General features: G+C 45.3%; 10 protein-coding genes and 1 pseudogene. 9 read left to right on the forward strand and 2 right to left on the reverse strand.

From position 1 onward, the window contains the following. Position 1: 1 nt before the first annotated feature. Positions 2-1,747 (reverse strand): arginine--tRNA ligase, encoded by a 1,746-nt coding sequence (gene argS / locus EXU30_RS11840; RefSeq protein ID WP_130600302.1) that lies wholly within the window; start codon positions 1,745-1,747, stop codon positions 2-4. A 245-nt stretch (positions 1,748-1,992) separates the two neighbouring features. Beyond that, a complete protein-coding gene (gene priA / locus EXU30_RS11845) occupies positions 1,993-4,194 on the reverse strand; it encodes a primosomal protein N' (RefSeq protein ID WP_130600304.1) in 2,202 nt (733 codons plus the stop codon). 510 nt (positions 4,195-4,704) lie between these two features. Between priA and EXU30_RS11850 the strand changes: the two genes are divergently transcribed. The 9 genes and pseudogenes from EXU30_RS11850 (at position 4,705) to mshL (ending at position 14,944) form a co-directional block, all read left to right on the forward strand. Continuing rightward, positions 4,705-6,153: a LysM peptidoglycan-binding domain-containing protein gene (locus EXU30_RS11850; RefSeq protein ID WP_130600306.1), complete on the forward strand. Its 1,449-nt coding sequence runs from the start codon at positions 4,705-4,707 to the stop codon at positions 6,151-6,153. Positions 6,154-6,393: 240 nt separating this feature from the next. Continuing rightward, positions 6,394-6,606: a 50S ribosomal protein L31 gene (gene rpmE, locus EXU30_RS11855; protein ID WP_130600308.1), complete on the forward strand. Its 213-nt coding sequence runs from the start codon at positions 6,394-6,396 to the stop codon at positions 6,604-6,606. Positions 6,607-7,071: 465 nt separating this feature from the next. Next, complete coding sequence (locus tag EXU30_RS11860; protein WP_130600310.1) at positions 7,072-8,319, forward strand: malic enzyme-like NAD(P)-binding protein; 1,248 nt, start codon at positions 7,072-7,074, stop codon at positions 8,317-8,319. A 230-nt stretch (positions 8,320-8,549) separates the two neighbouring features. After that, a pseudogene (csrD, locus tag EXU30_RS11865) lies at positions 8,550-10,453 on the forward strand (RNase E specificity factor CsrD). A 339-nt stretch (positions 10,454-10,792) separates the two neighbouring features. After that, entirely contained in the window at positions 10,793-11,674 is an 882-nt protein-coding gene (locus EXU30_RS11870) for a biogenesis protein MshI (protein ID WP_130600312.1), read from the forward strand. After that, positions 11,671-12,273 (forward strand): PilN domain-containing protein, encoded by a 603-nt coding sequence (locus EXU30_RS11875; protein ID WP_130600314.1) that lies wholly within the window; start codon positions 11,671-11,673, stop codon positions 12,271-12,273. Before EXU30_RS11870 ends, EXU30_RS11875 begins: the two co-directional genes overlap by 4 nt. Continuing rightward, the gene (locus EXU30_RS11880; RefSeq protein ID WP_130600317.1) at positions 12,270-12,926 is read left to right on the forward strand and encodes an MSHA biogenesis protein MshJ; all 657 of its coding nucleotides are present in this window, start codon (positions 12,270-12,272) and stop codon (positions 12,924-12,926) included. The genes EXU30_RS11875 and EXU30_RS11880 overlap by 4 nt, the downstream gene beginning before the upstream one ends. A gap of 25 nt (positions 12,927-12,951) precedes the next feature. Beyond that, a complete protein-coding gene (locus EXU30_RS11885; RefSeq protein WP_130600319.1) occupies positions 12,952-13,248 on the forward strand; it encodes an MSHA biogenesis protein MshK in 297 nt (98 codons plus the stop codon). Positions 13,249-13,261: 13 nt separating this feature from the next. Continuing rightward, a complete protein-coding gene (mshL, locus tag EXU30_RS11890; protein WP_130600321.1) occupies positions 13,262-14,944 on the forward strand; it encodes a pilus (MSHA type) biogenesis protein MshL in 1,683 nt (560 codons plus the stop codon). Positions 14,945-14,946: the final 2 nt, after the last annotated feature.

Here is a 14,946-nt window from a genome sequence, read left to right on the forward strand (position 1 = left end):
GTTACATGCGCTCTAAGGTTTCGATGCCTAGTAGTGATAAACCTGTTTTCAGGGTGTTTGCAGTTAGCTTAGCAAGCAATAGACGCGAGTGTTTTTGCTCCTCGGTGTCGGCTGCCAGCACTGGGCAAGCCTCGTAGAAGCTTGAGAACTCACTTGCTAGCTCGTACAGGTAACCACATAGTACGTGCGGCTGGCCTTTATCTGTCATGCGCGCAAGAATTTCGTTGAACTGAGCCAGCTTGGTTGCTAAATCTTTCTCTTTTTCATGCTCAAGTACAATCTTAGCGTCGGTTAAATCAACGCCTTCAGCACGCTTAAAGATGCCCGCTACACGGGTGTAAGCGTACAGTAGGTAAGGCGCAGTGTTGCCTTCAAAGCTCAGCATTTGCTCGAAGCTAAAGATGTAGTCGCTGGCACGGTTTTTAGAAAGGTCAGCGTACTTAACTGCGCTAATACCAACAACGCGAGCGATTTCAGTTAGCGTTTGCTCGTCCATATCTGGGTTCTTGCTGCGTACTAGCTCAAGTGCACGGGTGTTGGCTTCATCAAGCAGGTCAACCAACTTAACTACGCCGCCAGAGCGGGTCTTAAATGGCTTGCCATCTTCACCGTTCATGGTGCCAAAGCCTGTGTGCTCTAGTGACATGTCTGGGCTAACAAAACCAGCCTGACGGGCTAGGCTAAATACTTGTTGGAAGTGCAGCGCTTGGCGCAGGTCAACAAAGTACAGTGCGCGATCAGCTTTTAGCAAGTTTGAGCGGTAACGCATTGCTGCCATATCTGTTGTGGCATATAGGTAGCCGCCATCTGCTTTTTGGATGATAACTGGCAGTGGCTCACCGTCTTTGGTTTTAAACTCGTCCTGGAATACAACTTTAGCGCCGTCACTTTCAGTTAGTAGGCCTTTGGCATCAAGGTCGGCAACAACCTGGTCTAGGTCATCGTTATATGCGCTTTCGCCACGTACGTCTTCACGGGTTAGGCTAACACCTAAACGCTCATAGATTTCCATACAGTGACTTAGCGAGATGTCGTTAAATTCGCGCCATAGTTTGTTGCAGTATTCGTCGCCTGATTGCAGCTCAACTACTAGCTTACGGGCGCGAGTGGCAAACTCTTCTGACTCGTCAAAACGTACTTTTGCGGCGCGGTAGAATTCTTGTAGATCAGAAAGCTCAAGTGATGCTTGCTCTTGGTTGCTTGCGCGTAGCTCTTCCATGTATGCCAATAGCATACCGAACTGAGTACCCCAGTCGCCTACGTGGTTTTGGCGGATAACTTTGTGGCCTAAGAACTCAAGTGCGCGAACCACACTGTCGCCAATAATAGTTGAACGCAGGTGACCTACGTGCATTTCTTTGGCTAGGTTTGGTGATGAGTAGTCAACCACAATGGTTTGCGGCTTTGGTAATTCAATACCAAGGTGCTCATCGTTTAGCGCTGCTTGCAGTTGGTTGGCTAGGGCGTTGTCATCAATAAAGAAGTTGATGAAACCTGGGCCTGCAATTTCAACTTTAGCGACATGGCTAGACTCAGGCAGGTTGTCGATGATCAACTGCGCGATTTCACGTGGGTTCTTCTTTGCCACCTTGGTTAGCATCATTGCTAAGTTAGTTGCTAGGTCGCCATGGCTTTTATCTTTGGTTCGGTCTACCTGAATACGTGCTTGAAAATCAGCAGGGATAATTTCTTGCTGTTTAAACGATTCAATGGTTTGTTCAAGTAAAGAGATAATATGTGATTTCATGGCGTTACTTTGCACTCAAGGTGGATTCAAAAATGATGACGCGGTTGGCCAAATAACGAGTAAAAACTCAAGTTTGACCGAACCGCATATTTTACTCATTTCTACTGCCTAAATGCTATCCGTTTTGCATCATTATGGTGAATTTTTGCAGAAAATTTTATGACGCGGATTCAGGCTTGGGGTTAGCTAGGTTTAGTGGCTGCGGGAAATATTAGAATGCAGCAGCTAGCAGAGTGATAACTGAGTTACATCAGATCCTGAGGATCTCTGTCTATGCTCCAGCGGCAGCGTTTTTGTTGTGGCAGTTGCTCAATTTGCGGCAGAGCCTGCTCAAATGCCGCTTGTAGCTGATTACGCTGTTTCGTTTGGAACAATAACTGACGGCGATACTTGCCTGCTTTACGATCGAGCGGCGCTGGAATTGGGCCAATGACTTCACAATGGGTGTTCTGTGGCAGCAATTCGCTTACCGCTTGCAAAAAGTCATCAGCATCTTGGGCGTTATGGGCTTCGGCGCGAATAAGCAGCATGTGCCAAACCGGTGGCAATAGTGCCTGACTTCGCTCAGTCAGTTGGTTTTTCGCAAAGTGGTGATAGCCGTGTTTAAGAATGTCGCGAATGACCACATTGTCGCTTTGGTGAGTTTGCAGCAGTACCTTGCCTGGCTTATCTGCGCGGCCTGCGCGGCCAGAAACCTGTGTATAAAGCTGGGCGAATCGCTCAGGGGCGCGAAAATCGGCGCTAAATAGCGCGCCATCGACATCAATCAAACCGACTAGGGTGACATCAGGAAAGTGATGCCCTTTAGCCAGCATTTGCGTGCCAACTAATATCTTATACTCGCCTTTGTGAATGGCATGCAGCTGTTTTTCAAGCGAGCCTTTACGGCGGGTAGTATCGCGGTCGATTCGCACCACAGGATACTGCGGGAATATTTTTTCTAACTCTTGCTCTAGCTGCTCTGTGCCTAAGCCTTGACCCATCAACATAGTGCTGCCGCATTGGTGGCATTGTTTTGGAATGGCGTATTCGTTACCACAGTGGTGACAGCAAATCTCGTTAAGCCCTTTATGTACGGTAAAGAAGGCATCGCAGCGATCGCACTCATGTAAGTGGCCGCACTCGTGACACAGCAGCGCTGGTGCAAAGCCGCGGCGGTTTAAGAACAGCAATACCTGATTGCCCGCATCGAGGTGGATGCGCATTTCATTAATTAATGAGTCAGACATGCCCGCTTTGAGCGGCAAGGAGCGAATATCGATCAGGCCTTGTTTGACCTTTTGTGCTTTACCAGCACGCTCACTTAACTCGATATGGTGGTAGCGACCATTAAGGGCGTTTTGCAGGGTTTCTAATGATGGCGTTGCTGTGCCAAGGATGACTGGCACCTTTTCATAATTGCCGCGCATTACTGCTAAATCACGGGCGTGATAGCGCACACCTTCTTGCTGCTTAAAGCTGGCATCGTGCTCTTCATCGAGAATAATCAGCCCAGGATAAGCCATAGGCGTGAACAGCGCTGAGCGAGTGCCGATAATAATTGCCGCTTGCCCTGAGCGCGCAAGTCGCCAGGCATCGAGGCGTTGATTGTCGGTTAGCCCTGAGTGAATCACAGCGACATGCACATCAAAGCGGCGCTTAAAGCGATTAATGGTTTGCGGAGTAAGGCCAATCTCTGGCACTAAAATCAGCGCTTGTTTACCTTGTTTAAGCACGTTTTCAAGCACATTGAGGTATACCTCAGTTTTACCTGATCCGGTAATGCCCTCTAATAAGGTGCAGTGATAACCTTGCTGCTGATTAAGCACTGACACCGCTACAGCTTGCTGCTTATTAAGCTTATGGGCTGACTCGTTCATTACCAGCTGCTGACGCCAAGACAGGTCGATGCTCACTTCAACTTGCTTTTTCTCAACCCAGCCTTTGTCTTGCAATGCTTTTAATGCCGCTTTACTCAGCTCAAGGGCGTTGAACTCATCCATAGTAATAGAGTGTGAGTTTGATTCTTGCTGCAGCTTTTGCAGTAGGCGTTTTTGCGCCGGTGCGCGGTTAAGCACATTCAATTCTGCCTCTAACCCTGCTGACGTTAATGCCAAATGCGTAATCGACTTGGGCGCGGCATCTTCACCTTTACGCAGGGCGACCGGTAGCGCTTGGCTGAGCATTTGCCCCTGGCTGCAAAAATAATATCTAGCTGCCCACAGGGTGAGTTTGAAAAGTGACTCTGGGATTAATGGCTCGTGCTCAAGTATCTCGGTGACAGGCTTGACTTTACTGGTATCGAACTGGCATTCAACATTAAGCTTGGTGATTAAGCCGATTTGTTGCCTAGGGCCAAATGGCACTTTTACCCGCAGGCCAACTTTAACCTGAGTTTGCTGTTCTGCTTTCAATTGGTAGGTAAAGTTTTGACGCAGAGGAACGGGCAGGGCGACTTCAACAAACACAAGCTTAAATTCATAAAGGGACGATACAATCAGTGTACCTTTATCTAGCGCTATGTGAATTAAATATTTTTGCGGTTTGCTATCGGTAAGACGTTAACTATGCCCTTGTTAACAACCTTATAAAGAGTGGGTTGAATTATCACCTGATTAAGGCTTAATCTAGGTATTAAGCTCAGTCTTTGGTTTTAGTTAGCGAAGCTCTTGATGTTGGTGAGCCAGTTAGTTTCGAGTTGGTATCCCGTTATAGGCACCATTAAAGCGGCATACTAGACGGTTTACTCTTGAATGCGCAGTAGTATTACTATTTGCTAGGTTAAAAACAAAGGCTGGAATTTGTAACTGGTTTTTTGAGCCAGCTCTGGTAGTTATGCAAATTTTTCTTTACTATCATTGCGTTGTTATCTGCTTTATAAGTTACATTGACGGATCCAAAACAATAATTCAGGTACGGTGATTTACGGCTTTTTTAAGTGTTACCAAAACTGAAAATAATCAAAAAGGATTGATTTGATGAAAGCGTTTGCAGCGTTAGCCCTTCTGGTTACGCTGGTTTTTGGCACAACAGCAACGGCATTTGCTGAAATAAGCCATGTCAGAATTGATAGTAATCAGTACGAAGCAGGCTCGCTTCCTACTATTTACGTAAATGTTGAGACCGAGCATAAAGATGTTTCTCGGCTTAATTTCTATCTGCGACAAATCTATCGCGGCACCATTATTCTTGAAAAGTTAGAAGTGCTAACAAGCACGGGCACGCGTATTGCGCTTAAAGGCAAAGAGCCTATTCAAGATCCTAACGCAACGTTAATCGTGTCTGAGTATCGCCATTCTAAATGGCAGCAATATAAGCCTGTGCCTGTGTTTGATGACAACGACTTTTATAATAAGTCGAAAGCGGTTGCTAAAAAGACCATGAAAGCAACTAAGCCAAAGCCTGTTGTTACAGCTCAAGCTAAGCCTCAACCTAAGCCACAAGCCGAACCCCAAGCTAAGTCAAAGTCTGAGACTTTAGTTGCTGACTCAAGCAAAAAGCCCGCTAAGCGCACTTATTCATCACAGCCTGTAGTTGTTGCTAGCAATGGCGCAGCAATGAGCGACGATAACCTCGCAGGGTGTGAAGTGCTACGAGATGATGGCGATACCCTATGGCGCATAGCAGCGAAAAATCAGCGAGTATGGAATACCAATACGTTTGGTGCCATGTTAGCAATCCATGATGCCAACCCGCAGGCGTTTAAGCGTGGTGAGATAGGGCATTTACGTGCTGATGTTGAGCTTGAATGCCCGACTCAGTCGATATTAGATAACTATGTGGACGTGAACGCAGACAAACGTAGCTTTGATTTGCGTGTCGCAGGCAAGGTCGAGCTGGCTGAAAACGCATTAGAAGATACACTAGACAATGCTGTAGAAGTCACACCAGCATCTGAGCAACAAGCGCAAGACTTTGAACAAGCTTCTGACCCTGAACAAGTTGTGGTGGCTGAAACGGCAGATGAAGCTGTTGAAAGCGCGGCTGATATGACTCATGCCAATGAAGATGTTGTTGAAGAGATGCAAGCCTCAGTGGCAGAGCCGTTTAGCGAGCAAGTGAGCGCAGAAGATAAACCAGCAGCTATTGTAGAAGATATTCGCAACTCAGATATTGCGGTGAAGCTTGCTGACCTTGATGAGCCGCAAGAAGAAGTGGCGATTAAAACAAATGGCGACTGCGTGTTAGAACGTGGCGAAGGTGAAACCTTATGGAAGTTAGCACAGAAGTATTCTAAGTCGTGGGATGTTGGGCTGTTTGGTGCCATGCTCGCGATTCATGAGGCTAACCCAAGAGGCTTTGCTGGCGGTAAAATCTCTAAGCTGCGCGCTGATGTCGAGCTTGCCTGCCCAAGTGATGCAGTGCTTCAGGTGTACCGCGATAACGACAGCAACAAAGAAGAGTTTGATACCCTATTTGCCCAGTAAGGCGAGTTAAACCTTAGCTATACCGCGGGGTAAAGTGCTTTAGTGCATTGCCAAGTGGCTGTAAAAATTCCAACATATTTTGCGAATCAAGCCTAATTTGTCCATTGCGGATAAATTAGGCTTGTTTGTATAGCGTATTAGCTGTATTATCTCGCGCCTAAATCAGATTGTTAATTAACTGCATGTGGTGCTCAACTTCGGGTTGGGAGAGCGACATGGCCTTAAACTGAGGTAATCCAAATGAAACCAGGTATTCACCCTGAATATGCAGAAATCACTGCAACTTGTACTTGTGGTAACGTTATCAAAGTAAACTCTACTGCTGGTAAAGATTTACACTTAGACGTATGTGGTGCATGTCACCCATTCTACACTGGTACTCAGAAAGTTGTTGATACCGGTGGTCGTATCGACAAGTTCAACAAGCGTTTCGGTATGCTTGGTAAGAAGTAATCGATTTCGATTACTCATAAAAGGCGCCTTAGGCGCCTTTTTTGTTGCTTGTTTTTTAAGTGCGTGGGTTAGCCAATTGACCAATTCTTCTGGGTTGCAGCCCTATTTCCATTAAAATTTTTTGTTATAAATAAGAGATTTTTTATTCAGTGTAAATATTGTTATGTTTACGAATAAAATTGCACCGAAAATTAATAAAACTGACAAGAGATTGCTAAATCTTGTTATTTTCCTACATTTTTAACTTGTTGATTTATAAGTGCAGTTTTTCAATAAGTTTTCATTTTAGCTTTTTATGTTTTTCATCCTCTGGTAAGTCCTGTTTTGGACATTTTTTGATTTAACTCCATCGCTAACTAGCGTATGGTTAGCCTGATTTTGCCAGCCCCAACTTTCATGTGGGGAAATCGAGCAAAACACGCGGCCTAATTCCTTAAAAAATTGTGCATTTCAGGATGTAAAAAAATGTCAGATTTTCGTCAACAAGCTCTCGATTACCATGAATTTCCAGTTGCCGGTAAAACGGCTGTAAAGCTGACCAAGCCAGCGCAAACTAGCCATGACTTGTCTCTGGCTTATAGCCCCGGTGTCGCTGAGCCTGTCCGAGAAATTGCAGCGGATCCTGACAATGCTTACCGTTACACCAACAAGGGTAATACGGTTGCGGTTATTTCAAACGGTACTGCTATCTTAGGTTTAGGTAACTTAGGCCCATTGGCGTCGAAGCCTGTAATGGAAGGTAAGGCGCTGTTGTTCAAACGCTTTGCTGGCATTGATTCAATTGACCTTGAAGTTAAGCACCGTACAAGCGAAGAGTTTATTCAAACCGTTGAAGCGATTTCTGATTCATTTGGTGGTATTAACCTTGAGGACATCAAGGCGCCAGAGTGTTTTGAAATTGAGCGTGAGCTTATCTCGCGTTGTAACGTACCCGTATTCCATGATGATCAGCATGGCACCGCAATTGTGACTGCCGCTGGTATCATCAATGCCCTAGAAATTCAGGGCAAGAAGATTGAAGAGTCGATTTTCGTGTGTATGGGCGCAGGTGCAGCCGCTATTGCTTGTATGACCATGATTGTTAAATGTGGTGCACTACGTGAGAACGTCTACATGCTAGACCGTCAGGGTGTATTGCATACTCGCCGTGAAGAAATTAATGAGTACAAAGCACTGTTCGCTAACAATACAGACAAGCGTACTCTGCAAGATGTTATTACTGGAGCTGACGTTTTCTTAGGTCTGTCTGGTGCAGACTTATTAAAAGAAGAAGACATAGCGTTAATGGCAGAAAACCCAGTGGTATTTGCCTGCTCTAACCCTGACCCTGAAATTAAGCCAGAACTTGCTCACGCTACTCGCACTGACTTAATTATGGGTACCGGCCGCAGTGACTATCCAAATCAGGTCAACAACGTGCTTTGCTTCCCATTTATCTTCCGCGGAGCGTTAGATGTGCGTGCTAGCTGCATTAATGATGAAATGAAGATTGCTGCAGTGCGTGCAATTGCAGATCTTGCTAAAGAGCCGGTGCCAGCTGAAGTACTTGCTGCATATCCTGACGTGGATTCATTAGAGTTTGGTCCAGGTTACGTGCTGCCAAAACCAATGGACCCACGTTTACTGCCAAACGTAGCGCGCGCAGTATCTCAAGCAGCAATAGACTCAGGTGTGGCATCGATTGACACCTTACCGCAAGATTATGAGATCTAATTTGGCTGTAACTTTGTCGCATTAGAGTTTTAATGCGCACAGCAAACTTAATAAAAGGGGCATTTGCCCCTTTTTTGTATTTGAAGTTTGCATGCTAGCGTGTTGTAGTAAGCTCTATGCATATTTGAGCACGGAACTCGCCAGTTGCCCTTGTGAAGGGGATTGTCAGCGTTTCATCTGACACTGGTTTATAACAATAATAAGTCACTTTTCTGCAGGGCCGCAGTACCATGAAATTGACCAAAATCCTCACTAAAAAACTCACCAGCTTCTGGATGTTGTCGCTATCGGCCGTCGCTTTTGTGTTCTTGCTTACCGCTGCCATCAGTTTTATCCAACTTACCTATTCATTTCAGCAGCAAAAAGTCACTGAGTTACATCAGATTGTTACCGAGCATTATCATGAAGAAGACCTGCAGCAGCTCACCGTGTGGCTAGAGCCTATGTTGCAAGCGTTCCATGCCAGTGAGTTTGAGCTCACCCGCAATGGCGAGTCGCTTATTCGTCTTGAGCCAAAAGCATCAGACTCGTTTAATTATTATAAGCGCTATCGCTTTGAGATCGATGCCAAAGAGCAGGTGATGATGCTTATTAGTTTGCCTCAGCCTTATACTCTGCATTCGCCTGATTGGTACGAATATCTCACCTTATTTATTGGGCTTAGCGCTATCGGCATGTTTGTACGTTTTGGTTACGGCTGGATTAGCCGCGAGGTAAATGGTATCGAGGTGCTTGCAGCGCGCAGTAAACAAGTGCTCGATGGCGAGTATAAAGCTGCTAGCGAAGTTTCCCGCAAGGGTAAGCCTATTGTTATTAATCGAGCGTTGACCAAGTTGTTACATGAACTGGAAGATGCCAAAAAAGAGCGCGGCCGTTTTGATAAATTTATCCGCTCCAATACCTTTTTAGACCCAGACACTGAAATTGGTAACCATATCTTTTTCGCTAACCGTCTTGATGCCTTAAGTAATCATCAAGTGATGATCGCCCATGGCGTGGTGATGTTGGTTGAATTTGATGAGTTCGACTCTGGAGCTGCATCTGTTAGTCAAGCGATGGTAGCCGTGTCGCAAGCTGTTAATAAGCTGATCGAGAATATTCCTGATAGTTTTATTGCACGGCGCCGAAAGCATCAGCTGGCAATTGTGGTGCCGCAATTGTCGTTAACTGAAGCCGATACTTTGGCGAGTAGGGTGCTTAATAACTGTTTGGCGCTACCAATGGATGATGTGGTAGAAGAAGACAACTACCTACACGTTGGCGCAGCGTTTTATAAGTCGGGCGATGTCACCAGTCAAATTGTCGAAGAAGCTGAAATGGCACTTAAGGCGGCGCAGCTGCAGCGAATAAACACTTGGTTTATGTACGACAAAGGTGTGCTTGATAGTGAAATTGCTAAAGGTTCAGTGCGTTGGCGCAGCTTCTTAGAAAATGCGTTAGTGGCCAAGCGCTTTTATCCGCTAGTGCAAACCATTGTCGATAGTGATGAAAAGCTACTGTATCGAGAGGTATTCACTCGCGCTCATGATGCCAATGGCAGCGATGTACGCGCCACCTTGTTTATCCCAATGGCAAACAAATGTGGTTTGATGCCGCAGATTGAGCGGCAAATGCTGACTTTGGTAATGCAGCAAATCATGTCCGTAAGTAAGGATACATACTGCGTCAACTTGAGCTTTGACTCACTCACCAGCCGCGCATTTGTGCGTTGGTTGCAATCAACATTATTGGAGCACAGACCGCTAGCACAGCGCCTAGTGTTTGAGGTGTCTGAGGACATTATTGTTAAGCATCAGAGTCACCCTATGCTAATCAAAACCCTTGATATGATCCGTAAAATGGGCGCTAAACTGGCAGTTGACAATGTTGGTCAGCAGGTAGTGGGTACTCACTATATTCAAGAGTTTCATTTTGACTTAGTAAAACTGCACCGTTCAATTGTGCGTGAAATTCATCAACGCTCTGAAAACCAGTTGTTTATCCGCTCGTTAATTGGTGGCCTATATCGTGCTGAGGTGCAAGTACTCGCTGAGGGGTAGGGAGTTTTGAAGAGTGGCAAACATTGAAAATTTTGGGCGTCAGTGCTGCGCAAGGTGAGTATTTTGGCTCAGCGCAGCCTGAGATTTTGGCCTAAGTTATTTATTGCGCTACTGATACTTGTCGTCGTACCTTCACTGCGTCATGGCTGGTAATGGTCTTATAATTGCATATTAAATATGTACTGGGCCTATTTGGGCAAATTCGAATAAATAGCGTCAATACTTGTGTATCCCTAGTTAGCAAACTATCTTAATTAAAGGCACATTTTCACAGTAAATTTCTATAAAATTAGCCAATTAGCGTTTAGAATTGTGGGATAACAAATTTTGACGGTAAATCACAACTAATGTTGTATTTTTGTCAATATACACATGCATAGTAAATGCAGATAAATATAAGCACCACGTGCTTTATAAGACTATGGAAAGCATAAATGAGTAATCGCTTTTTTGAAAAGTTGGCGTTTTGGCAAACTCACTCTGCGTCGGGCGAGTTGGGCGTGTTTGTAAGCGAAAGTGCAATTTATGTTTACCAGGCCGCTAAAAACGACGCGCCAGAACAAGCTGTCACGTATGAAGTGAGCAATGGTCAGTGGCGGGACGCGTTTGAAGCGATGAAGTCTCAATTTGGCGCTGCTAAATTACAAATCATTCTATCTGATGGCTTATATCAGCTACTGCAAGCTGACAAACCCAACGTTGAACCCTCTGAAGTTAACCAGGCATTGATCTGGCAAATCAAAGATATGGTAACTGAGCCAGTTACCAATATTCATCTCGATTATTTTGAAAGCCCAGTGACTAATAACGACAAAGTTAACGTGGTGATTTGCAGCCGTGAGTTCTTGGTTGAGCTTGCGGTGATTTGCGATGACCTTGGCTTTAGCGTTAATGGCATTAGCATTGAAGAGTTGGCTCTCAGACATTTATTCAAAGATGACTCAATGGCGCACCTGTTGGTGATGCACCTTCCTGAGCAAGAGTTGTTACTGTCTGTGGTAAAAGCTGGGCAGTTATTAATGCACCGCCGTATTCGTGGCTTTAACCAGTTAGATACGGTGAAAGCTGAAGAGCTAGGTTATGGCATGGCTGATAACTTGAGCTTAGAGATCCAGCGCTCAATGGATTATTTTGAAAGTCAGCTACGTCAGCCGCCTGTATCGTCAATCAAATTACTTGTTGGCGGTGAAGCTGCGCGCTTGACTGAGTTAGTGGCTGCTAACTTTAACCAAACCGTGCAAGAAGTAGAACATCAGGGTGTAGCCAACTTTGTGGCAAAGTTAGCTATGCATGAATTAGTGCGAGGCCAAGCATGACCAAGCAGACAGTAAATTTATATTCCAGTCACCTGCTGCCGCCTAAACTAAGGCTGTCGTTTAAGCGCTTGATGGTAACGAGCGCAGTAATGGTAGTTGTTGCCTTGTTTATTGGAATGGGTCTAGCGTGGCAAAGCTCGCAGCGCAACAATGAAATCATTGCCGCGCAAGCACAAAAATCGACATTTGATCTTAAAAAGCAGCAACTAGAAGCACAAATTGCAGCAAGACAACCTGACGCAGCTTTGGTTGCTAAAGTCGAGCTAGAGCAAAAAAGGCTCGAGCTGAAACAGTTACTCAAGGGCGAGCTAAGTGCCAGACGCTCTGAAGTCAGCATGGGCTATTCACCATTATTGATGGATCTTGCCAAGGTGTCTGATTCGTCAGTTTGGTTAAGTCGCATTCACGTTAATGACGGTAAATATGAGTTTGAAGGTTACGGCTCAACGGCGCAAAGCATTCCTATGTGGGTTGAAAAGCTTAAAGGTACTGAAACCTTAAAAGGTTACTCGTTTGCCTCAATGACCATGAACCGTGGGGAAGATAAACCATTGGCATTTAAGCTAACCAGTACCCCTGTTGAGGAGAGTGTGCAGTGAATCAGCAGTGGCAACAATTAGAAACTAAGTTTAATGACCTTAGCCAGCGCGAGCGCGGACTTATTGCGTTAGTGGTGATTATTATCGTTGCTATGGTGGCGTTCACCTTGCTTGAAGGCCAGTTCAAAGATCTGCAACGATTGAAAGGCCAGTTAACTAGCCTTGAGAATGAAAACCGTATTTCTGAGCAGCAAATCGCCCTGTATGAGCAGCGCTTAAAGCTAGATCCAAATGACGATTATCGTCAGCGCTTGGTGTTGCTTGAAGAGCAAATGGCGCAAGTTGATGCTGAGCTTAAGTCGCAGATGATTGATATGGTGCCAGCAGATTATATGCCGACGGTGCTATCTAATTTATTGGCGAACATGAAGGGCGTGACGTTAGAGTCGTTCGCATCAATCCCACCAGTGCCACTGATCCAAGTTGGTGAGCAAGAGAAAATGAACTTATACAGTCACGGCATTCGCTTATCGCTTACCGGTGACTACTTTTCCATTATGAAGTTTGTGCAAGCCGTTGAAGATATGCCAGACAAACTATTTTGGGAACGATTAGATTACCAGGTTGATAGTTATCCTAAAGGTACTATTGAGTTGGAAATGTACACATTGAGCATTAATAAGGACTTTATCGGTGTTGCTAAGCAAGATTAATTGGCTAAGTAAAAAGAGTTGGCTAGTGGCTGTGACATGTTTGTCATTGCTAGCGAGCTTGCCTGCAACTAGCCAAACACTGCGCGACCCAACTAGGCCAGGAAAAGGCCAGGTTGTGACATCGTCATCGCAAACAACAACCCAGAAATTAGTGCTAAAGAGTATTGTGACTGGTGCTAATCGCCATGCCGTGATTAACGACCAAATCGTATCCGTCGGTGAAGTGATTCAAGGGCGTAGAGTGTCGTATATAGGCGATGACTACGTCAACTTTTCTGATGGCGGCAAGTTGCAATTATTCAAGTCGGTTATAAAGAGATAGGAACGGCAATATAATGAAATCGTTGAAAATTTTAACCCCAGTACTATCCCTATGTTTAGTGGCTTGTCAGTCTACTAATCGTCCTGAGCCGACAGCGGTTAAAGGCGCGTTAAATGAGTCTGTGCAAACTGCTACTGCGCCAGCTAAAGCTACTCCACCACCTGCGGTTATGCCTGCAGATGTGCAAGCTGAACTGAATAACTCACGCAATATTGCTGCTACAAGTCCGGCTCGCCCAGCTGAGCGACGTTTTGATGTGTCGGCAAATGATGTGGATGCAAAAGTGTTCTTTCCAAGCCTGGTTAAAGGCACTCCGTTAAGTGTTGCAGTGCATCCAGATGTAGAGGGCAGTATTTCCTTATCGTTAAAAGGTGTGACCCTTTCTGAAGCGGTGCAAGTGGTAGAGGATATTTACGGTTATGAAGTGAGTCGTGAAGGCCGCATATTACGTATTTTCCCAGCAGGTATGCGTACCGAGACTTTCCCGCTGAACTACTTGTACATGGAACGTGAAGGGTTATCGTTAACCTCTGTTAGCTCGGGCCGCATTTCAGATAACAATAATAATTCGAACAACAATAACAGCAGTAACAACAGCTCGAACAACTTCAGCAATAATAGTAGTAATAACTCCAACGGCAATAACAACAATAACAATAGCAGTGACAACACTAATGGCACTTTTATTCGTTCAAAAACCAAAACCGACTTCTGGGGTGAGCTAGAAGATACGCTGGCTTCAATTATTGGTCACACTGGTGATGGTCGCAAGGTTGTGATCACCCCACAAGCAGGCTTAGTGACGATTCGCGCTTATCCAAATGAACTGCGCCAGGTGCGTGAGTTTATTAAAAAGGCCGAATCGCATCTGCAGCGTCAGGTGATCTTAGAAGCGAAAATCTTAGAAGTGACTCTGTCTGATGGTTACCAGCAAGGTATTCAATGGGACAATGTTGTAGGCCACATTGGTGATACCGATATTACCTTTGGTACCGGTGCAGGTCAGGGCTTAAGCGACTCTATTACGAGCGTGATTGGCGGGGTTACATCTATCAATGTTAAAGGTAGTGACTTTAATACCATGATCAGCTTGCTTGATACCCAAGGTGATGTTGATGTGCTTTCAAGCCCACGCGTAACTGCGTCTAACAACCAAAAAGCGGTGATTAAAGTTGGTAATGATGAGTATTTTGTGACTGACGTATCGTCAACAACCGTTGCAGGTACTACGCCAGTGACAACGCCGCAGGTCGAGCTAACGCCATTCTTCTCTGGTATCGCGTTAGATGTTACCCCTCAAATTGATGAAGATGGCAATGTACTATTACATGTTCACCCTTCAGTCATCGACGTTAAAGAGCAAACTAAAGAGATTAAAGTCAGTGACTCAACCCTTGAACTGCCGCTTGCACAAAGTGAGATCCGCGAGTCTGACACTGTCATTAAAGCTGCGTCAGGTGACGTTGTAGTCATTGGTGGTTTGATGAAGAGCGATAGCGTTGAGCTAGTATCAAAGGTTCCACTACTGGGTGATATTCCTCTTTTGGGTGAAGCCTTTACTAATAGAAGTCAATCAACCAAGAAGACTGAACTCATCATTATGCTTAAGCCGACAGTGGTGGGTGGTGATACCTGGGCGAATGAGTTACAGCGTTCACAAGACTTAATCGAGCGTTGGTATCCTTCTGAGCAGTAATG

This window comes from Shewanella maritima (genome assembly GCF_004295345.1).
Classification (GTDB): Bacteria; Pseudomonadota; Gammaproteobacteria; order Enterobacterales; family Shewanellaceae; genus Shewanella; species Shewanella maritima.